Genomic DNA, 21,511 nt, shown 5'->3' on the forward strand with positions numbered 1-21,511 from the left:
GTTAGTGTTCAGTAATTAGTTTTGGCTTTCAGTTCTTTATCTTTTGTTCTAGTAATAAAAAAATGATATTCTAAGCCTAATAGACTTTTAAAAAAATAAATGAAGAAACTTTCGTGGTTTAATAAAGTGGTATTTGGAATCAATATAGTAGTTACTGTATTGACTTTTGTTGCTTATGTTTTGCCTTTTCTGGCACCAAAAATGTTTCCGCTGCTTTCAGTGCTAACTTTGATTTTGCCACTGTTTCTTATTATGAATACCTTGTTTTTTATCTATTGGTTGGTACAGCTTAAACGTCAGGTAATGCTTTCGGGATTGGTTTTATTGCTCGGAATTACTTTTATCAATAAATTCTACAAATTCTCTTCAAATGACACAGAAAGAGAAGAAAAAGATTTTACTGTAATGAGTTACAATGTTCGATTGTTCAACTTGTTTGACTGGCTTCCACAAGATAATGTTGGCGGGACTATCTTAAGTTTCATCAACGAGCAGAACCCTGATATTTTGTGTATTCAGGAATACTCCGAAAAAGCTAAAGTAGATTTGAGGATTTATAAGTACAAAGCCATCTTTATGGAAGGAGAGCAAATCAAAACGGGTCAAGCTATTTTCTCTAAGTTTCCGATTTTCAATTCTGGTGATTTCAAGATTCCAGCTGCCGGAAATAACATAGTTTATGCCGATATCAAAAAAGGAAAAGATACAATCAGAGTTTATAATATTCATTTGCAGTCCATAAAAATTTCTCCGGATGTTAATGAGATTTCAGAAAATGTAGATGTTATCAACCAAAGTAAATCTCAGCAGCTTTTTTCAAGAATTCGTGAAGCCTTTAAAAAGCAACAGCAACAAGCTGAAATTTTGGTGAAACACAAAAACAAATGCAATTACCCGGTTATTATCTGTGGCGATATGAATAATAGTCCATTTTCCTATTTGTACCGAAATATAAAATCTGATTTGAATGATTGTTTTGAGGAAGCCGGAAGTGGTTTTGGACAAACGTATAAATTCAAATATTATCCGGCACGAATTGATTATATATTTGCCAGTAAAAAAATGAAAGTAAAAAACTTTACCACCTTTACAAAGTTTGAAAATTCAGATCATTTACCTATAATGACTAGACTTTCGTTTATAGAGTAGTTAGCAGCTGTGCTCAAAAAAATGACCATAAAATGAATCGAATAGAGTTTTTTAAAACACATGCTCGAAATTTGTTTTCGGTTCTCGAAAGCGAGTATCAATATACTTTCGAAGAAGAAAAAATGTATAGATATGCAGATTTAGATTGGTCGGTTAAATTACTTTATAGTAGTGAAGTAGCAAACTTAAGAATAGAAATAGAACAAGCACCTTATTACACAGATTACGGTTTTACTTTCGGTATCCAAAATCTTATTACAAAAGAAGATGTAATAATTTTTAATATAGCTCATGAAAGACAGGATACTGAAAACAAATTTTTGGGGAATGCTTGTGAATTAATATTTTCAAATAAAGAGGCTGTTGATTTAATCAGTGGAAAAGAATGGCAGAGTTACAACAAAATACTCATTCAAAAATAAAGCACAACTGCTAATTACCGTATCGCGCAATTGCGAATTTTGTTCAAAATTCAGCTTTGCGTTTCACAACTCTATTGGCCTTGTAATAAAGTAAATGGTTCCGAAGTTCGCAACTGTTACGAAGCACCAGAAAGTTATAATTCCTGTTTCTTTAAATAATCCAATGCATATCGACCTTCATTGAACAGTAAATCTAGAATGGATAGGTTATTTAAATAACCATGCTTGTCTCCAAAAACTTGTGTGTACGATTCAAAAGAAGAAGTGTCTTTTTTGCCATTAATTAAATTTCTGAAATCAATTTTATCATTTACTTCATGAAAATACTCCGTAGTTTCGTTGTAATCAAATTCAAAGCCTAAACATTTTGAAACAATTGACATCGTTTCCATATTCAAATCCATCAAAAAAGTATGTTTTTTTTCAAATATCGGACGAATGTCATCTTCAAAATATTCAAAAAAGGGAGAAGTTCGGTAAGCCGCTTCTAGTGATTTAAAATGTTGCTTTTGCCACTCAAAAGCGGTTTCAAGTTTTACCTCTTTTGTTCTTTGATGCCTTTCTTGAGTATGTTTTATCGGCACATTCAGCAATTGAATTCCATTTGGACTGTAAATGTACATTCGGCTGCGGTTGGTTTGTTTCTGGAAATTATCTTCCATTTCAAAAGTTACTATATCCGCTTTTGCCATAGCCACAAAACTACTGATGGAAGGAAAAAAGCTTGGATGGATGATGATGCTCATTCGGTTATACGTGAATTTGGTTATTTGATTTCTTTAGATTGATCAATTTGATAATTTCGAAGCGAATTTAGTTTGTTCGTAATACTTTCTTATTGATTTCTTAAATGTAAATAATCTGTTTCAGTAACAAAAGTGAGCTCGAATGATAGTATAAATTGGTTTAGCACTTCTACCGCAGAACTAAAAGCCATAGACGTAAAATGTGCTTTGTCTTTAAAACTTTTTCTAGCAGAACCTTCAGCCATGTTTGATGCTATAGATATTGACGCTCTTCTTAATTGAGAAATTAATCCAAATTTTTCTGTTTCAGGAAATTTTGAAGTTATCGCATATATAGTCTTTGAAAAGTTTTTTGCTTCAATCCAAACTTCTAATTTTTCAAAAGAAAATATATACATTTCGCTACTTGTTAGATTATTAAATGGTTTAGTTATTTAAAAAATTGAATAACCAAATAACCAAATTAACTATTCTTTCTTTTTTTCCAGAAATAATCTCCAACAAAATATAGCGCTAATAAGAAAAGGAAATACTTGAAGTAGGACTGAGGTTGACCATCTCCACCAACAGTGGTAAATAATCGTTCCCAACGAATTTTATTAAGACCTTTTCCGTTAGAATCCCAGCTCATCCATATGAATACTGGTTTTCCAACAATATGGTTTTCTGGAGTGTATCCAAAATAACGCGCGTCTAAAGAGTTGTTTCTGTTGTCTCCCATCATCCAATAATAATCCTGTTTGAAAGTATAGGTTGTAGCTTTTTCTCCATTTATGAAAATATCATTCCCTACAACTTTCAATTTATTCCCTTCATATTCACCAATAATAATCTTATAAAGTGGCAAAGATTTTAGATCTAAATTTACTTTTGCTCCAGCTTTTGGAATGTATATAGGACCAAAATTATCACTGTTCCAATTATTCAAAGTAGTTGGAATTCCGTCAGCAGCATCAGGATAAATTCCATCTTCGACTCCAGTTTTAATAAATCTAGTTACGGAGGCAACATTCGGATCATTTTTTAATAATTCAGCCTTTTGCGCCGTTAAATTCGCTTGATAATACCCAATGCCTAAATTTAATTTTTTAAAGACATCAGCAGTAATTCCACCTGCATTAAAGTAAATGTTTGCGGAGTCTCTTGAAACTTCTGAAACTCTAACTCTTTCCTCATTAAAATAGTTTTTAACCACAGCATTGTCCCAGAGTTTCGCTTCCATTTTAAATACATAATTGTATTCTTTTATATCATTTTGCTGTAAAAATGTATCATCGTTACCATCTTTAAGCTGTACGTTATATGAAAATTGTGGTCTTGCTCTTTCAGGCAGAATTAATATTTTTCCATTAATATACACATCACCATTCTTAATCTGCAGACTATCACCCGCAATCCCGACGCAACGTTTTACATAGTTGGTTTTTTTATCAATGGGCTTGCTGTATCGTCTGTCTGCCGGTTTGTACATATGAAATAATGTATCTCGAGGCCAGTTGAAAACCACAATATCACTGTTTTTAATTTTCTCGAAACCAGGAAATCTAAAGTAAGGTAATTGTAATTTGTTCTTCCAAGATTCGGGATTGTTATCGTCATATAAGTACGATTTTGTGTGTATCACTGGAATAGTGTCATGAACCATTGGTGCTGCCACAGAAGTCATTGGAACTCTTGCGCCATAATGAAACTTACTTACAAAAAGAAAATCACCTATTAGTAAAGATTTTTCCAAAGAAGAGGATGGAATAGTGTAGGGTTGCATCACATAGGTGTGAACCAAAGTGGCTACCACAATTGCAAAAAGCAACGAGCTAACGGTATCTCCAGTTTTTGTTTTGGCAACCAAACTTCTGTCAGCTATGTGTTTAAAATCTTGAGTGTAATTGATATAATAAATGTATAGTCCGAAAGTGAAGATACCTAACCATGTATCCGCAGTAGAATTTTTCCCAAAACTTCTCAAAGTTTCAACCCAAACGACAGGGAACATAATTAGGTTAATAACTGGAATGAATAATAAAATTGTCCACCAAGCTGGGCGGTTGATTATTTTCATCAATACGATGGAATTGTATACTGGAATAAAAGCTTCGATTGGTTTTCTACCTGCTTTTTGGTATAATTTCCAAGTTCCAAGTCCATGAATGATTTGAACAACTAGGAAAAATATAAACCAATGAAATAATGACATGATGTTGAGTTTAAAAGTTTATGTGTGTATAAGTTTAACAGTTCCTTAATTTGTTACAACTTTAATATTTATTTATGTAAATCTAAAACGTCTTTCATCGAGAAAACGCCTTTTTTGTCAATAATCCATTCGGCAGCAATAACAGCTCCGAGGGCAAAACCTTCTCGGTTATGAGCCACGTGTTTTATTTCGATATAATCTACTTCAGAATTGTAAAAAACGCTGTGCGTTCCCGGAACATCATCTATTCTTTTGACATCAATAAAGACATCATCTTCTTTTGGATTTTCGATAGCCCAATTGTTTTTATCAGAATGATTGATTATAGCGTTTGCTAATGAAATTGCGGTTCCGCTAGGTTTGTCCAGCTTTTGGGTATGATGTATTTCTTCCATTGAAACGTTATAGTCTTTGAATTTAGCCATCATCTTTGCCAGATAATCATTGAGTTCAAAGAATATATTCACACCAAGACTAAAATTTGAGCCATACAGAAATGCGGCTTCTTTTTCGTTACAAAGTTTTACGATTTCATGGTAATTTTCAAGCCAACCTGTAGTGCCAGAAACAACCGGAACTCCTAAGTTTATAGCGGTAGATATATTTTCAACGGCAACATTTGGCGCACTAAAGTCGATAGCCACATCAGCAGTTGACAAACCTTCATAGGTATTAGATTCCTCTTTTTTGAGTACAATTTCGTGACCTCTTTCGGTAGCAATTCTTTCGATTACTTTACCCATTTTACCATATCCTAATAAAGCTATTTTCATTTAGAATTTGTAATTAAAAGTTAGTCCCAAGTTAGGTTTGTAGTTGATGTCATTGGTATATACATCGGGTTGGAATGACAGTTTATCACTCACGTTGAACTGCATTAAATGCGCATCCACATTGGCGTCCACGATATTTAAAATATAAAAACCGACGGTTACTAGCAGTGATAAATCCCTATTTCGTTGATAAAATCTTTGGGCGGCAATTAACCGAGAATCGTCAAGGTAGCCATACTGCGTATCTTCTTGACCTAATAATCGTTTTTTATACGCATCTCGATAACTATGGTATTTTTTGTTGTTGTCGATATAAAAATAAAGACTGGTGCCTATGGCTCCATACACAACTGGAATTTTCCAATACTTTTTGTTGTAGGCTTGACCCAATCCTGGTAATATAGCCGAATAAAACGCCGCTTTTGAAGGGCGCAACGGATCAATTTCTTCTAATTTTGTAGTGTCTTTTGCTATAATCATTGTTTCACTTTTCTGAGAAAAAACAGAGTGATTTCCCAATAAAAAGACAAACAGCGCTATGTATAAAAGTTTAGACACTATCCTTGGATTAGTTTGATGATGCGATTAAAATCTTCTTCCGAATGAAACGGAATCGTAATTTTTCCTTTACCATTTCCGGCAACTTTCACGTCTATTTTAGAACCAAAAAAGTTGGTAAATGCTTTTTTCTGATCTTCTGCTATGGCAAATGTTGACGCATTTTTAGCCGCTTTTGCTGGTGCAGGTTTGATGCTTTCCTGATAATTTTTTACCAAAGTTTCTGTTTCACGAACTGAAAGATTCTGGCTAACAATTTTTTGATAAATAGCGGTCTGAACGTCTTGATCTTCAATATTGATGATCGCTCGACCGTGTCCCATACTGATAAATCCATCTCTTATTCCGGTTTGAATAATCGGATCTAACTTTAACAACCTTAAATAGTTAGCAATGGTAGAGCGTTTCTTTCCAACGCGATCGCTCATTTGTTCTTGTGTCAATTGAATTTCGTCAATTAACCTTTGATACGAAAGCGCAATTTCTATTGGATCTAAGTCGTGACGCTGAATGTTTTCTACCAAAGCCATGATTAACGACTCATTGTCATTGGCAATTCGGATGTAAGCCGGAACGGTAGTCAATCCAACTAATTTGGAAGCACGCAAACGTCTTTCTCCCGAAATCAATTGGTATTTATTGAAGTCTAATTTACGAACGGTAATTGGTTGAATAAGCCCTAATTCCTTGATAGATGAAGCTAATTCTTGCAACGAATCTTCGTTGAAATTAGTTCTCGGTTGAAACGGATTGATTTCGATAGCGTCAATATCCAATTCGATAATATTACCCACAACCTTGTCGGCATTTTTATCATTCATCGATTGAATATCATTTTCAGGATCTTTCAATAAGGCAGATAAACCTCTTCCTAATGCTTGTTTTTTTATAGCTTTTGCCATAGCTTACTTACTGTTTTTTTTAATGACTTCCTGTGCCAAACTCAAATAGTTACTGGCGCCTTTACTTGTTGCATCGAAGTTTATGATACTTTCACCAAAACTTGGCGCTTCACTTAGTTTCACATTTCGCTGTATAATTGTTTTGAAAACCATATCGTTAAAATGCTTCTGAACTTCTTCTACAACTTGGTTAGACAAACGCAAACGCGAGTCGAACATGGTCAATAAAAGCCCTTCAATATCTAAGTCAGGATTGTGTATTTTTTGTACACTTTTGATCGTATTCAGTAATTTCCCTAAACCTTCTAAAGCAAAATATTCGCATTGAATTGGAATTATCACGCTATCAGCAGCAGTAAGTGCATTTAGCGTAAGCAAACCTAAAGACGGAGCACAATCAATTAGAATATAATCGTACTGATCTTTCACGCTTTCTAGTGCTTGTTTCAGCATGTATTCGCGGTTTTCTTTGTCAACTAATTCAATTTCAATGGCAACCAAATCGATATGCGAAGGAATTACCCAAACATTCGGAGCGCTACATGAAATTATAGCTTCTTCTGGGCTACTGCTGTGTTCCAGAATTTGGTAGGTGCCAATAGCTACATTTTCCACATCAATACCCAAACCAGAACTTGCGTTGGCTTGCGGATCCGCATCTATCAATAACACTTTTTTTTCTAAAACTCCCAGTGATGCTGCAAGGTTTACAGAAGTTGTTGTTTTTCCAACACCACCTTTTTGATTGGCAATAGCAATGATTTTACCCATTTAATTTTTTAAAATTTAGAGCCGTAAAAATACAATTATTTATGGCTTTGCCTACGGATTTTTGTTAACAATCTTGTAAAGTTTTGAAGTAGTGAATAGTAGAAACAGAAAAGAAAAAAGACTATAATTCTTGAATACTCTTAAATCAAATCGTGAAGATCAATACTCTTAAATCAAAAATTTATTTATTCCCTTTATTCTTTATCATGGTTTCCAACATATCCCACATTTCTTGTGGAATTTTTTCAAGAATATTGAATTGTCCAGCACCTTGCAACCATTCGCCACCATCAATTACAATAACTTCTCCGTTGATATACGCAGAGAAATCAGAAACCAAATAAGCGGCTAAATTGGCTAATTCTTGATGATCGCCAACACGTTTCAAAGGCACTTTCTTAGCCATATCAAATTTTTCAGCTAAATCACCCGGAAGTAATCGGTCCCAAGCGCCTTTTGTTGGAAATGGTCCTGGTGCTATCGCGTTCATTCGGATGCCGTATTTTGCCCATTCTACAGCCAAACTTCTGGTCATAGCCAGAACTCCAGCTTTCGCAGTGGCACTCGGAACTACATAGCCCGAACCGGTCCAAGCATAAGTGGTGACAATATTCAACACATTGCAGTTGGTTTGTTTGGTTTCGATCCAATGTTTTCCAAACGCTAGGGTACAGTTTTTAGATCCTTTCAGAACGATATCGATAATAGTGTCAAAGGCATTCGCAGACAATCTTTCCGTAGGAGAAATGAAGTTTCCTGCTGCGTTATTAAGCAATACATCTACTTTGCCGAAGGTTTCTAAAACTTTTGCCAACATAGCTTCAACTTGATCGTAATGACGCACATCGCACTGAATCGGAAGACATGTTCCACCGGTTTCTTTCTCTAATTCGGCTGCCGTAGTTTTTAGCTTATCCATATCGCGTGACGAAATCGCTACTTTAGCACCTAATTCAAGGAAATATTTGGTCATGGCTTTACCTAATCCGCTTCCGCCACCAGTTACTACTATTACTTTACCAGATAACGCATTATCGCGTAACATTTTTGCTGAGAAATTCATAAGTTTTTAATTTTTAGTAAATATATAAAACTAATTATTTCAAAAACAAACAAACTGCATCTAAGAACGGGAATTTCAATCCCATTTTTGAGATTAATCGACAAGTTTATTTAATTTCAGAAAAATAGCAATTAGCTTCTGGATTGTTTATACTGCCAAAATAAAATCGGTAAGATTTTCTTCGGTGCTGAGCTGTAGTTTTTTGCGCAGGCGATGGCGTGCCGTTTTAACGCTATCAGGAGAAATATTGAGGATAGATGCCATTTCTTTTATGGATAGATTTAGTTTTATTAAGGCACAAATTTTTAGATCATTCGAACTGATATCGGGATATTTGCCTTTCAAGCGGGTGTAGAAATTCTTGTTGACACTTTCAAAATGGCTATCAAAATCCTTCCAATTATTCTCCTGAATCGTGTATTTGGAAACTATTTTTTTTATTTCGGTTTCCGATGTGGCTTCCTTTCTATTGAGAAGTGTTTTGATTTCGTCTAGAAGCTCATTTTTCTCCAACATTTGGATAGTAATCGCACTCAACTGACTTTCTTTAAACTCTAAATCGTTTTGAAACTGATGCTGCTTAAGTTGTTTTTGCTCTTCTAGCACCAAAACTAATTCTTCTTTAGTTTTCAAAAGTTGCTTGTCTCTCTTATTGATACGTTTCAAAAACAGATACAGAATCGTAAAGACAAGAATCAATAAAACCAAAAGTGCGACGAGAAGATAATTCGTTAGTGCAGAAACTTCATGTTCTGCGGAGATCAATTTAAGCTTTCTGTTTTTCTCCGAAACATCGAATTGAACTTCCAAACTTTTTACAATTTGGTCTCTTTCGAATGAATAGAAGCTGTCTTTAATTGTTAGTATCTTATGTTGTAATTGGCTTACTTCTTGATAATTTTCTTCTTCTTTTTTTAGTTCAATTAAAGCTTCTAGCGCTTTGATTTCAAATGTTTTGTCTGAAATTGTTGCCGAAGTAATTCGCGCTTTATTAAAATAATTTTCGGCTTGACTTAGATCATTTTCAAATTTCATATACCAATTTCCCATGGCAATTAAAGCGGTAACCTGTGCTTGTTTATTTCTCGTACTTTGGGCAGTAGTCAAAGCTTTTTTGAAGTAGTTTACACTAATTTCTTTTTGGTTTCTATCCTTTGCAATTTCTCCCAATCGACAATAAGAAGAAGGTAAATAGGCAACATTCTTTGCTTTTTCAAATTCGTGTAAGGCTAAAGTATAATATTCTTCTGCTTCGACTTTTTCGTTTTTTAATTCGCTTAAAAATCCTAGGCTATTGTACGCTAATCCAAGTGTTCCTGATGTATCGGTTTTGTCTTTTAACTCGGCTACCACCTCAGCGCTTAATTGCATTGCTTCCTTATACTTTTTCTGTCGCGCATAAATCGTGCTGATTAACTGCAGGCATTTGTAACGACCAATATGTGCTTTTTCGGGATTTGTTTTTTCGAGTTGCTTGTATTCGTAGAGTGATTTGGTAACGAACTGTAGACCTTTTTCGAGGCTAGAACCGTACGAGCAGATTCCTAGATAGAATAAAGATTCAGCTTTATCTGCCGTATTTTTTTCTTTTGTGGCTATTTCTAATGCTTGCGAAAAGTATCCAAAAGCTTCATTTTCATTATCTTGTATGAGTTCAGCCCACCCTTTTTGCATCAACGGATTTGCAGATGGCGCGGCAAAACCAGTCATCAAAAGCAAAAAAGAAATAGAAAGAAAAAGACGTTGTACAAAATTCATCAGCCAAAATTAGAACTTTTTATTGAATTCTCAGTTCTTTGATTCCGTTGGAGTATATTTGACTTAGGTACTTAGTAAATTATCTTTACAAAAAAAGCACCTTAAAATAAAGTGCTTTTTCAAATAGTAAAGTTTAGTAGTATTATTTTTTAGTATCTTTTTTGTCTTCAGGTTTTGCGATTTCTATTTTAGGTCTGTCAGATGCGGCCATATCTCTGATACAAACATATTTTCCATCTCTTTTTTCAAAAACGGCCATGAAATTTCCAGTATATATTGCGGTAGAAGTAGAGTCTGACACTCTATAGCTTCCAATTTCAACCACTTGATTGCCTTGAGGAGAAGGTAATACTTCGTTCGCTACAAAAGCGATCTGGTGTCCTTTCTGAAAACTTAATAAATCTTCTTTAATGGATTTGTAAATAGCTGCTTTACCTTCAAGCGGTGGTTTGTTTTGTGAAAAGCTAATCGCATCATCGGCATAATATTCTTCGGTAGAAAGTTCACGGTTGTTATACATTTCAGCCATTCTATTCTCTATAGCTTGAATCTCATTTTTGATTTGTTCTTTGTCAATGGCAACTTCTTCCGTTTTTTGTTTACATCCAATTGCAAAAGAAACAATCGCTACAAAAATGACAGTGTTTAAAATCTTGTTTTTCATATTATGGTTGGTTTAAAGGTTTCAATTTTATTGAGGTTACAAGACTAGGGAATATAAATGTAGTAATAAATTGCTGAAGTTCAAGTGCTGAAGTTAAAATTTTTGGCTCTATCGAATTATAGATAAATTACATTAAAGTTAAAATTTGAAGTATTAATATTTAAAGAAGTTAAAAACGTCATTGAAATAAAAATTAAATTAGGGAAAAGAATGTTGTTGCGAATCCCTATTTTAATTCGCAACAACACTAATTACTTATCGTCATATTTTCAAGTGTTATTTTAGAAATCGGCTTTTCGCAAAAACCGATGATATTTTTATCTTCTTCGGCTCGCATGATATCCTTTTGGTCAATTGATGAGGAGACTACGTAAACGTTGCAATAGTCCTTGACGCTTTGTGGCAAATCATCGTAAGCTTCCATGAATTCAAAACCGGACATTATAGGCATATAAATGTCTACCAAAATAATTTGTGGCAAAGCCGATACGTTTTTACTATTTTCTATCAAATAGTTTAATGCTTCACTTGCAATGGAATATTGCAATATTTGCCTTCCAAAATTCTGTCTTGTAATTACATGTGAGGTAATGTACAAATCAATAGTATTATCATCAATAATCATGACAATCGGAAATCTTGGGTTGGTATCTGGTATCATAATAAATTTTTAAGTGTGAGTGTGAATGAAGCTCCGTGTCCTTTTGTATTCTCTAATACAATTTTACCTAGAAGTTTCTCTGCTGTTTCTTTCACGATGTATAACCCGATTCCTGACCCCGGTTTTTCACCTGAAAGCCTGTAAAACATATCAAATATTTTTTCGTGGTGTTTTGTATCTATACCAATTCCGTTATCTTCAATATTAAGTTCTAACTTCTCTTTATCTGTTACTGCTGTGATATTTATGTACCTGTCAGTTTTATTTTCCGTGTGGTACTTTATGGCATTCGAAATTAGATTTTCTAAGATGGTGGTAAAACGCTTACGATCCGTATGAAATTGGATAAACTCTTTTACTCTTACATTAAATATAATTCCATCTGCCGCTTTTACATCAGTCAACGAACTTAAAACGTCATGAATTGTTTTTTCTATATTTATTTGTTGTACGTCGAGTTCAGCACGGTTATTATAAGAATAATTCAGGATATTTTTAATTGAGTTATCCAATCGATGGATATTGTTTTTAATCAGTTTAATGTGTTCGAGCGTTTCTTTTTCTTGACTATCTTCCTCTATAAAAGAAATTAATCCAAGCATAGAGGTAAGTGGCGAACGCAAATCATGCGATACGCTGTAAACAAAACGGTCGAGTTCCAAATTAGTCTTAATAAGTTCTTGGTTTTGTTGCTGTAATTTTAAATCTGATTTTCTTCGGGTTGTAATATTTTGCGAGAAACAGGCAGTACCTATTATTTCGTGTTCTTTTCGGATGGGATAAAAGGACATTTCTGACCATCTTTCAATTGGTTTTTTATCATAAATAACTTCTGTAAAAATTTCTCCCGTAAATGCGCGTTCATAAAATTGTTTAAAACGTTTCTGCTGTTCTTGTGATAATCCACTGCACAATAAAGTATTTTCTCCTTTAAGAATTTCTTTTCCAAACAGATAGCGCATTAATTTGTCAAACGGTTCATTTGAAGTTATGAGTTTAAAATCAGTGTCAACGCTCCACATTAAATCTTCGGTATTATTGATTAGCGCAGTAAGATTATTTTGTTCAAACTCGAGTTGTAGAGCTGCTTCTTTTCTTTCAGATACATCAGTAAAACTAGCAAACATTGCGTTTATTCCTGCTTCATCAAGAAAGTTGGTTAAGGTGCCTTCACACCAAACCCAATATCCTTTTTTATGTAAAAGCCTAACTTGGCGCTTTACGGTTTTACCAGGAGTAACTACCAGTTTTTTTCTTGTCTTGATTAGCATCGGAACATCGTCTGGATGATAGAAACTGAAAGACTTCAACGCTATAAATTCTTTAGGTGTGTAACCCAAAACCTTTTTTATGGATGGGCTGACATAAAAGAGTCGTCCCTCTATATCCGAAAGTGTTTTTATTTCGCTACTTTTTTCAATAAGCGCGCGAAATTTATTTTCGTTACTTACTATCAGGTCTTCTACTATTTTATGATACTTTGCCTTTTCGAACAAATCAAGTGCATACGATATATCACCTGCTAATTCTACCAATAATTCCATTACTTCTTTATCCGAAAAGTTTACTTTGGTTGAATAGAGGTTAAAGGTTCCTATAATAATCCCTGATTTTCTTATTGGGAGTACCATGCCCGAACGAATGTTGTTCTTTTTAGCAAAGGGCTTCCATGATCCAAGTTGTGGATTTTTATCTATATCATCACAGATATAGTAGGTGTTGTTTTGAAGTACGTATGCTTGGGCGCCATTTACCATATAAGCACCCTCAAAGCGCTTAAGATCTTTTTGTGGAACCCCGCATTGTTCGACCAATTTTATAGTTTTTTCTTCTTTATTAAAAATACCAATCCAAGCCATTTTAAATGCACCAAATTCTAAAGCCATAGTACAAGCATTTTGAAAAAGCATTTTTTCATTTTCTACGCGAACAATTTTCTGATTTACTTGACTAATGAAAGCGTAGAGGTTCTTCATTTTTTTTAGTTTTTCCTCAGCCACTTTATGTGCCGTAATATCAAGTGACATTAAGCAGATACCTTCATCGACAGGAACTACATTTAAATCGAACCATTTAACGGATTTATCAAAATAAACAAACTCAATCTCTAATCTTTCTTCTTTGCGTGACGTCATGCAATGCTGTAAGACTTTAAATACTTCGGTATTCTCAATATCGGGAAATTTTTCCATCATCGTATGTAAGTGAAGGCCGCTATCCGCTGATGTATTGGTATACACATACCGCCAATTAAAATCGATGATTTGTACTCCTTCTAGCAAGGAATCCATAGTATGCCGAATTTGGCGTTGTGTAATTGTATTAATATAATTTTCCATTGCTAGATAAGATTACCTGAATTGATAGAATAAATTTGTTAATTTTCTCCTTTAAATTGTGTTAAGGCACTATTGTGATGAAGTATTGTATAGATTTTAGTGCTATAATATGTAGGAATATGTAAGCAGTAATTAAACAATGCAAAATAGTACTACACTAATTGCTTGTGTTATACTATTGTTAATCAAACTTATATAATTGCCACTTTTATGTAAGATTATGTGGCGTATGTTTAAAAATGAAAAAAGAGCTCATAGTTTGTTTAACAATGAACTCTCAATCCTAACAATTATTATTTGTTTTAAAACAAATAATATTTTCTGAATAAATTTACCAAATCACTTTCTTAACACAAGTACTACCGGTTTCTGAAGTAATTTCTACAAGTAATAAACCATTTGACCGTAAACCTGTCAAGTTCATTTGTAGTTCATTTATTCCTTTTTGCGCTGTTAGCAACCTTCCGCTTATATCAAATATTTTTACAGAATCTAATGCTAAAGCACTGCTGGAAATTATTAAATTACCATTGTTTTTGTAAGCCTTTACCTGATTGCCGAAAGGGGAAACACTACCAACTGCTAATGAATTGGTATATACAATCTCAAAACGGTTATTGAAAGTTCCCGCTTGACTTGCAAAAGTATAGCTTCCGACTTTTAAATCTTGAACTGTAGCATAGACGTTGTCTTTAAGGTAAATGCTTTGACTATCAGAAAATAAGCCAGCTGTGTGGTCAATAGAAATTGTATAATTTCCGGCAGCAGTAGTTTTGTATGATAAGGGGACAATGTCATTAGCTTGAAAATCAGGACGGCCTTGGATTGAATAGTCGTCAGTTCCAATCAAACTGGTTAAATAAAACTCATTATTGATGTTTTTACCATCAATGCCTCTATCAACTTCTAAAGTACCTTGTGCACTATATCCAACTGCCATTTGACTGTAAATTCCATCGCTTTTTGTCAAGTTTAACCAATACAATCCAGTGTTTGTAGTAGTAACAGAACTTGTTTTAAAGAATTGATTCTCGTTTAAATTTCTTCTCAAAGCGTTAGTAAAGTTTAAGTTTGAATCACTAGTTGCTAATACAATAAAACCTTGTCCTATATTAACTACGCTATTTGCTTCATCTCCAAAATCGAAAAAACCTATTCCAGTATCTCCGCCAGCAGCACCATTGGCAACGTAGGCCATTTTGGTAAGCGTGGCATGTGAAGTTGCGGTGTAATCATTCGTTTTTCTCCAAAAATATAAAGTTCCAGTAATATTGGGATTTGAATCAATAAAATTATGAACATTAATTCGAGATGGATATGGATTTCCTACTGCATTGTAACCTGTTTGCAACGGAAAAGTAATATCACCATTATTTGGTACGCCGGTGAATGAACCATTCCAGGCTGTCGCTACTGTTGGGTGATTGTAAGGCATGCGTATTAAATACCCTTTTGCTGTGGCGAATGGAATATTGGTAGTATCGGTTCCATTGACTCCGGTTGGAGCTACTAAAGGCGATGGATATTGTAAACCGCTTAAATTAAATTCTAATGATGTATATAAATTTGTGCTTGTATCATAAACATAAAAACGTGTTGGTAAAGTAAAAGGAGAAAAAGCATATATTCCTTGACCTGCAACTGGAGAGGACCATAAGGTGTAATCTAATCGCTTTAATAAAGATGAATTTCGTTTTACAATAATAGTACCTGAATTAGCAATGGTTGTATTTTGAATTAAATTGGCATTGTTTTCTAATATAAAAGTACTTCCTTCATCAACAACTAATTTACCGTTCAAAGTCACATCAATTCCAGACAATACTGTAATAACTGCATTATTTTTTAACCTAATAGAACATGAAGCTAAATCACCGCTTATTGTTCCTGTAGCACCATCAAAAACAACTGCTTGACCACTTGGTATTCCATTAGACCAGGTAATTCCGCCGTCGGTTGTAGTTGTTAAATCAATAGTTAGCGTAATAGCAGTTCTACTAGCACTAATAGAGGTACCATTAAAAGTCTCTGCATAATATGTTTTTGAGCCTGCCCCAACTTGAATAGGGCTTGAAACAACAGTACCTGAAGTTGCAGCATCAAACCAAGTTACTGTACCTTCATCAGTAGTAGCAGTAGCAGTAAGTGTTTGTGTAGTCGTTCCGTCTGAGCAAACCGTTTGGTCTCCGCCAGAAATAGGGGCAGACAACGAAATCAATAAAGACTGAGAGGTTATGCATTCTGGAGTAGTATAAATTATACCTGTGTCAGAATTAACTGCTCCACCTGTAGAAAGTTGTCTACCTGATAGAAATACACCTGCTCCTGAGTTACAAGCTCCACCATGGGAAATAAAATTTCCTTTTACATGAGAGGCCGCTCCTATATTAACGGCACCAGTAGCAACTCCAGCTCCACCAATCCAAAAAACATTACAACGACGCGTTTCATTAGTTAAAATTATTTTTGATAGTGCCGCTATATTAAATGCCCCAGCAAACTTAAATACAAAAATTGCATCTGGATTATTTTGACCATCTAAGGTTATAGTACCTGCTAAAGATCCTGCGCCGTTTATGAAATAAACTCCAGCAGTAAGTGTTTCTCCAAGTCCAAAAGCTGGCACATGAGAAAGTATAGTATTTGGCAGCGCCATAAGCGCAGTATAAGCGTTATCTAAATCTATTTCGGCTTGTGCTGTAAGCGCATCCGCAGTATGCTCCGTTCCGATATGAATTCCATTAGTATAACCACTTATAGCTCCATCACTACCAATTTTTCCATTAATTCCAGAAATACCAGTATTTGCTACGGCACCTAAATTAGTAAAAAGGGCAAAGTCTGAAATAACTCCCAAAACAGCTACAGAAGGAGCAGGACTGCAACTCGCTTCACAAAATATTGGAATGGTACTCACACCAATTGGAGGATTTGCAACAGCACCCACTCCGGTAGTTATGGCTCCAGCCATAGTAAGCATTCTTCCTTCAAGGATTGTACCGGCACCAAGGCCAACAGCTCCTACCTTTGAAAACAAAGTTCCTTTTACAGTAGCATTTGCTGCAACAGAAATAGCTCCATTAGCAATCCAAAAAACATTACAAGATTTTGTTCCATTAGTTAAAGTAACTGAAGCACTAGCGCCTACTGTCATTGCTCCATTAAATTGAATTACAAAGAAAGCATCTGGATTTCCTCCTCCATCAAGAGTAAGAGAACCTCCTATAGATCCAGCACCAGATAAGAAATATACGCCAGGAGTAATAGTTTCGCCTGCTCCAAAAGCTGGAGCATGAGTATCAGGAAAGTTTACAAAAAGATCGTTAAGATGAATGTATAACCTAAGTAAATCTTTTCTGGCTTGATCAGTAATTGCATTAGCATTGTATGTGTTACCAGTATAAGGTGGTGAAACAAATCCACTAATTATTCCAAGGTGTGTACCAACATCTCCGTTAATAGTAGCTCCAGCTCCATTTGCAATTCCCCCACTTCCAGTATAAGCTTCAAAAGAGGTTAGTATTCCTAAATTAACGGTTTGACTAAAAGAAGCGCTAAAGAAAAAAATGAAAAGTAACGAAAATATCGATTTAAAATTATTTATATTTTTCATAATGAATTAAATAAAAAAGTAAGGAGTAAAGTATATAAAAGTAGTAGGCTGAACTGGTGTAATCGAAGTGTTAATAAAAGACAATAGCAAAGACGTTGTTAATGCTAACAATAAATAGGTTTTCATATTAATCGGAAAGGTTAGAAGCAATAGAATTATTGCATCGGGGGTAAAGGTGGACTTATTAAACTACAATACTACTACGAATTAGTTATATTAATTAATAATCAATAACTTAAGGTTTTATAACTGTAAATAATAGTCGATGTTTTCAATGAGAGTACGCCACAACACCCACAATTTTTCTTTCAAATATTTATTAATAATAGCAGAATTTTATTACCTTTCTAAAGGTTATGGAATGATTTTTTTAGTAATAATTTGATTGTCTATAGTTTTTATCTGAACCAATAACAACCCATTATTGTTTATTGTACTAAATCGGAATTCGGTAGCATCAATAGCTTTTTTTGCAAAGAGCTGGCGCCCCATGACGTCAAATACAGTTACTTCTGCCATTGCAACGGTACCTGAATGAACAATCATTTGTTGCTGCTCTTTATAAATTAAAATAGAACTTGCAGCTAGAACGGGATTGGAAACATCCAAAGTTGAACTAGTGTAGCGTAATACAAAACGCGTATCAAAAGTTCCTTCTAGAGTAGTAAAAGAGTAAGGCGAATCTTTTAGATTATGAATAACATTTAACAACGTATCTTCAAGATATACTGATTGCTCAGTAAATAAACCGTCAAAAGCTGATAATGTTATACTATAAGTTGATGCCACCGTAGTTTTATAGCCTAAAGCAACTTCATCATTTGTATCAAATGGTAATCCTCTTCCTTGAATCGACAGCTTTTTGATATTCGAAAAAGAGTAAAAACTTATGGAGTTACCTGCTTCAGCAATGGGTCCATCAAAACCAGTCTCAAAACCATTTGTTGCGTTTCCTAAATAGCCTACTAAAATTTCTTTGAAAAAGCCTTGTTCATTTTTTAAATCAAGCCAAACGCGGTGTTTTTCTGCAGTAGTTATTGAAAGGTTATCTTGATTTTGTCTGTAAAAATGATTGTTATTACCACTAATACGCATTTTATTACTAAAAGTAGCTATTCCTGAATTTTCAGCTCCAACCATGAAGGATTGTCCAGCGGCGATTTTACCCGTTGGGATTTCATTATTTTCTCCTTCAACAGCCTTAGTTCCGCCTGTTCTGTTGTAAGAAGCATAATCGCTATACGCATATTCGTTATTGGTAATGGGTGTATTGTGGGTCCAAAAGTAAAATGTAGTTCCAGTTAAACCCAGGGTATCTGTATTCTCATCCATAAATTCATCGGCGCTAATGGCACTTGGATAAGGATTCCCCAATAAATTAAAAGTAGTACTTTCACTAGCGTGAATCGTTACAGGATAGTTTCCATTATTTGGTACACCAATAAAATTGGCAGTAAAAGGGGTTGCTACAGTAACAGAAAAGCTGCTTGGTGCTCTTGCGATATATCCTTTTCCAACAATCATGATAGTACTTAAGGGTGCCCATTGCCAATTTGCAATGAGAGGATTAAACGAATACGACAAAGGAGATCCTGGTGTAAAACCACCTATAGTTTGCGGACTTACCGGCGTTGACCAATAAGTATAATCAAATTTACGCATTGTAGTGTCTCTTTTATACGTGATAGTACCGGAATTAACTGCATTACTAATTTGAACCAAACTTGCATTATTTTCAAAAATCAAAGAGCCTTGAGTAATAGCAACACTATTTTGAACCGTTAAAGTATCCTCTGAATTGATTAGCACATTAGCATTATTAACAACAATTACTGCGCAAACATGTATACACTGCGTCGAAGTATAGTCTTCGGTAAAAATGACTGTGGTTGAAGCATTAGGTAGACCGCGATCCCAATCAATCCCATTCCACGACGTAGCAATACCTACTTTAATTTTGGCTGAAAAAGAATATTGCGCAGTGCCTTCAAATACTACTCTAAACCAAGTAGTTTCATAAATATTCCCAATACTACTACTAGTAAGAATTGCGGTAGTATTTGCGATGTCTATGGGGTTGGTAAATTGTTTATTGCTAGATTTTTGCCATTTAAGTACAGTTTCAGTAGTGCCGGTAAGCACTAAATCTGCTGGAGAAGTTCCGTAACAAATCGTTTGATTATTTCGTACTTTTTTGATTATTGGAATAGTTAATGACAATCCATTTATAGTGGTTATGGCACCTGTAAGCGTAAGTGCACGCCCTACTAAAGTGCAATTAGCCCCAATATTTATGGCTCCGGCACTTGTGATAAAAGTTCCTGCACCGACCATATTACTCTCTAATGTAATGGCACCTTCAACAACCCAAAACACATTAGCAGCGCTCGCACCATTAGATAAAATGATTTGAGTACCAACAGCGGTTGTGAGTGCTCCGCCTACACGTATGATAAAGATAGCATTAGGATCTCCCAAAGCATCTAACGTTATTGTACCAGCAATTGAACCAGCTGCTCCAATACTATAAACACCAGGAGTTAAAATTTCGCCACCACCAAAAGCAGGACTATGCGCTATATTGTTCGGTGCTCTTGTTTGTAAATCATTATAAGCGAGTGCTAAATCTTCTGCACCAAGTACAGTAACGCTATCTTCAATATATATAAATTCGGTTGAAGGTGCAAAACCAGTAATGGCACCAGCATCTGTTCCTATACTACCACTTAAAAAAGTGGTGCCTGTATTTGTAATTGCGCCAACAGTTGTAAACAGTATAAAATCAGCAACACTACCCATATCGGGTCCTTCGGCTGGTGTTGGTGGTAAATTAATAAAATTTTCATAAGTAGTAATAGCTCCTGCAAGCGTTAATGCTCTGCCTTGTAAAACAGCCCATGCGCCAAAACTAATGGCACCGTTATGCGCTAAAAAAGTTCCTTTTGCATTCACATTGGAGGCAAAAGACATCGCTCCTTCTGATACCCAAAATACATTGTTTACATCAGCACCATTGGCTAAAATAATTTGAGCATTGGCTGCTGAGGTAAAAGCACCACCAATCTTGAAAATGAATATAGCATCAGTATTTCCCTGGCCATTTAATGTTAGCGATCCTGCAATTGAAGCAGCGCCAGTAATTTCATAAACTCCAGCAGTAAGTTGTTCTCCGTTCCCAAAAACTGCTGCATGATCTGTAACGGTAGCAGCGGTTGCAAATAATTCATTGTACGCATTTAATACATCCGTAGCACAAGTAGCGGTAAAACTATCCGTCGTATACATGTTGTTAGTTACGGTTCCAAAACCTGTAATGGTACCACTATTAGTCCCAATATTTCCTGAAAATTGGGTGTTACCCGTATTACTGATAGTTCCATTTGCAGTAAACAAGTCAAATGCTGCCGCTGCACTTAGAGTGGGGGCTTGGGCATTAACGGTAAAAAAAGAAGATAAGAAAATGATTGATAATCCTAGAAAACATAATTTTTTATTCATTATGATTTTTTTATCTGCGACAGAAATATCGCAACAGCTATGTATAAAATTTTAAGTCAACTCTTCCAAATTTTTTGTATCGGAGATAAAAGTCGTTTTGTTAATTTTATACGTCAATGGTAAACCTTTTAATCGATTAAAAGCAAATTAATCGGATTAAATGTCGTTTATTGAGTTTTATAAGGTAATAAAGCTACAAAAAATACATTATAAATCTTTTATTTTGTAAAGTCATTATCTGCAATAAATTCAAAATAGATGTTACTTGACCGCTTAATTGGTTGATTGTAGATAATTAGTATCAATGTACTTTATTACAAACTAAGTTCGCATTGTAAACGACCCTAAATTGTTTAATTAACAATCAATTATAATGGACAATTGATTGCGGAAAATGGCA

The 21,511-nt window shown here is 34.7% G+C and carries 16 protein-coding genes; 2 read left to right on the forward strand and 14 right to left on the reverse strand.

From position 1 onward, the window contains the following. Nucleotides 1-99: 99 nt before the first annotated feature. Nucleotides 100-1,149 (forward strand): endonuclease/exonuclease/phosphatase family protein, encoded by a 1,050-nt coding sequence (locus tag PSU83_RS08255; protein WP_300588751.1) that lies wholly within the window; start codon nt 100-102, stop codon nt 1,147-1,149. 32 nt (nt 1,150-1,181) lie between these two features. Continuing rightward, nucleotides 1,182-1,571, forward strand: a complete 390-nt coding sequence (locus tag PSU83_RS08260; protein WP_300588753.1) for a hypothetical protein — start codon at nt 1,182-1,184, stop codon at nt 1,569-1,571. A 134-nt stretch (nt 1,572-1,705) separates the two neighbouring features. Here the strand turns inward: PSU83_RS08260 and PSU83_RS08265 are convergent, their stop codons facing one another. The 14 genes from PSU83_RS08265 to PSU83_RS08330 all read right to left on the reverse strand — a co-directional run bounded on the left by PSU83_RS08265 (nt 1,706) and on the right by PSU83_RS08330 (nt 21,111). Then, on the reverse strand, nt 1,706-2,317 hold the full coding sequence (locus PSU83_RS08265) for a WbqC family protein (protein WP_300588755.1): 612 nt from the start codon (nt 2,315-2,317) through the stop codon (nt 1,706-1,708). Between the two features lie 89 nt (nt 2,318-2,406). Next, entirely contained in the window at nt 2,407-2,715 is a 309-nt protein-coding gene (locus PSU83_RS08270; protein ID WP_300588757.1) for a four helix bundle protein, read from the reverse strand. Nucleotides 2,716-2,780: 65 nt separating this feature from the next. Continuing rightward, nucleotides 2,781-4,511: a signal peptidase I gene (gene lepB, locus PSU83_RS08275; RefSeq protein ID WP_300588759.1), complete on the reverse strand. Its 1,731-nt coding sequence runs from the start codon at nt 4,509-4,511 to the stop codon at nt 2,781-2,783. Between the two features lie 68 nt (nt 4,512-4,579). Continuing rightward, nucleotides 4,580-5,284, reverse strand: a complete 705-nt coding sequence (gene dapB, locus PSU83_RS08280; protein ID WP_300588761.1) for a 4-hydroxy-tetrahydrodipicolinate reductase — start codon at nt 5,282-5,284, stop codon at nt 4,580-4,582. Then, nucleotides 5,285-5,842, reverse strand: a complete 558-nt coding sequence (locus PSU83_RS08285; RefSeq protein ID WP_300588763.1) for a DUF5683 domain-containing protein — start codon at nt 5,840-5,842, stop codon at nt 5,285-5,287. Then, the gene (locus PSU83_RS08290) at nt 5,842-6,744 is read right to left on the reverse strand and encodes a ParB/RepB/Spo0J family partition protein (RefSeq protein ID WP_300588765.1); all 903 of its coding nucleotides are present in this window, start codon (nt 6,742-6,744) and stop codon (nt 5,842-5,844) included. The genes PSU83_RS08285 and PSU83_RS08290 overlap by 1 nt, the downstream gene beginning before the upstream one ends. 3 nt (nt 6,745-6,747) lie before the next feature. Beyond that, nucleotides 6,748-7,515 (reverse strand): AAA family ATPase, encoded by a 768-nt coding sequence (locus PSU83_RS08295; protein WP_300588767.1) that lies wholly within the window; start codon nt 7,513-7,515, stop codon nt 6,748-6,750. Between the two features lie 181 nt (nt 7,516-7,696). Further along, nucleotides 7,697-8,578, reverse strand: coding sequence for an SDR family oxidoreductase (locus tag PSU83_RS08300; protein WP_300588769.1), 882 nt, complete (start codon nt 8,576-8,578; stop codon nt 7,697-7,699). Between the two features lie 147 nt (nt 8,579-8,725). Beyond that, on the reverse strand, nt 8,726-10,336 hold the full coding sequence (locus PSU83_RS08305) for a hypothetical protein (protein WP_300588771.1): 1,611 nt from the start codon (nt 10,334-10,336) through the stop codon (nt 8,726-8,728). Between the two features lie 142 nt (nt 10,337-10,478). Then, on the reverse strand, nt 10,479-11,000 hold the full coding sequence (locus PSU83_RS08310) for a DUF4440 domain-containing protein (protein WP_300588773.1): 522 nt from the start codon (nt 10,998-11,000) through the stop codon (nt 10,479-10,481). 247 nt (nt 11,001-11,247) lie between these two features. Continuing rightward, nucleotides 11,248-11,661 carry a response regulator gene (locus PSU83_RS08315; protein WP_300588775.1) on the reverse strand — a complete coding sequence of 138 codons (414 nt, stop codon included), beginning with the start codon at nt 11,659-11,661 and terminating at the stop codon, nt 11,248-11,250. Further along, the gene (locus PSU83_RS08320) at nt 11,658-14,000 is read right to left on the reverse strand and encodes a PAS domain S-box protein (protein WP_300588777.1); all 2,343 of its coding nucleotides are present in this window, start codon (nt 13,998-14,000) and stop codon (nt 11,658-11,660) included. Before PSU83_RS08320 ends, PSU83_RS08315 begins: the two co-directional genes overlap by 4 nt. Nucleotides 14,001-14,331: 331 nt before the next feature. Continuing rightward, entirely contained in the window at nt 14,332-17,613 is a 3,282-nt protein-coding gene (locus PSU83_RS08325) for an ice-binding family protein (RefSeq protein ID WP_300588779.1), read from the reverse strand. 354 nt (nt 17,614-17,967) lie between these two features. Then, on the reverse strand, nt 17,968-21,111 hold the full coding sequence (locus tag PSU83_RS08330) for an ice-binding family protein (RefSeq protein ID WP_300588781.1): 3,144 nt from the start codon (nt 21,109-21,111) through the stop codon (nt 17,968-17,970). Nucleotides 21,112-21,511: the final 400 nt, after the last annotated feature.

This window comes from Flavobacterium sp. (genome assembly GCF_029945805.1).
Taxonomy (GTDB): Bacteria; Bacteroidota; Bacteroidia; order Flavobacteriales; family Flavobacteriaceae; genus Flavobacterium.

Bases quoted from the DNA above. Each gene is read 5' to 3' on its own strand.
- PSU83_RS08255 (WP_300588751.1), top strand. From the start codon at position 100: ATGAAGAAACTTTCGTGGTTTAATAAAGTGGTATTTGGAATCAATATA.
- PSU83_RS08260 (WP_300588753.1), top strand. From the start codon at position 1,182: ATGAATCGAATAGAGTTTTTTAAAACACATGCTCGAAATTTGTTTTCG.
- PSU83_RS08265 (WP_300588755.1), bottom strand. From the start codon at position 2,317: ATGAGCATCATCATCCATCCAAGCTTTTTTCCTTCCATCAGTAGTTTT.
- PSU83_RS08270 (WP_300588757.1), bottom strand. From the start codon at position 2,715: ATGTATATATTTTCTTTTGAAAAATTAGAAGTTTGGATTGAAGCAAAA.
- lepB (WP_300588759.1), bottom strand. From the start codon at position 4,511: ATGTCATTATTTCATTGGTTTATATTTTTCCTAGTTGTTCAAATCATT.
- dapB (WP_300588761.1), bottom strand. From the start codon at position 5,284: ATGAAAATAGCTTTATTAGGATATGGTAAAATGGGTAAAGTAATCGAA.
- PSU83_RS08290 (WP_300588765.1), bottom strand. From the start codon at position 6,744: ATGGCAAAAGCTATAAAAAAACAAGCATTAGGAAGAGGTTTATCTGCC.
- PSU83_RS08295 (WP_300588767.1), bottom strand. From the start codon at position 7,515: ATGGGTAAAATCATTGCTATTGCCAATCAAAAAGGTGGTGTTGGAAAA.
- PSU83_RS08300 (WP_300588769.1), bottom strand. From the start codon at position 8,578: ATGAATTTCTCAGCAAAAATGTTACGCGATAATGCGTTATCTGGTAAA.
- PSU83_RS08305 (WP_300588771.1), bottom strand. From the start codon at position 10,336: ATGAATTTTGTACAACGTCTTTTTCTTTCTATTTCTTTTTTGCTTTTG.
- PSU83_RS08310 (WP_300588773.1), bottom strand. From the start codon at position 11,000: ATGAAAAACAAGATTTTAAACACTGTCATTTTTGTAGCGATTGTTTCT.
- PSU83_RS08315 (WP_300588775.1), bottom strand. From the start codon at position 11,661: ATGATACCAGATACCAACCCAAGATTTCCGATTGTCATGATTATTGAT.
- PSU83_RS08320 (WP_300588777.1), bottom strand. From the start codon at position 14,000: ATGGAAAATTATATTAATACAATTACACAACGCCAAATTCGGCATACT.
- PSU83_RS08325 (WP_300588779.1), bottom strand. From the start codon at position 17,613: ATGAAAAATATAAATAATTTTAAATCGATATTTTCGTTACTTTTCATT.
- PSU83_RS08330 (WP_300588781.1), bottom strand. From the start codon at position 21,111: ATGAATAAAAAATTATGTTTTCTAGGATTATCAATCATTTTCTTATCT.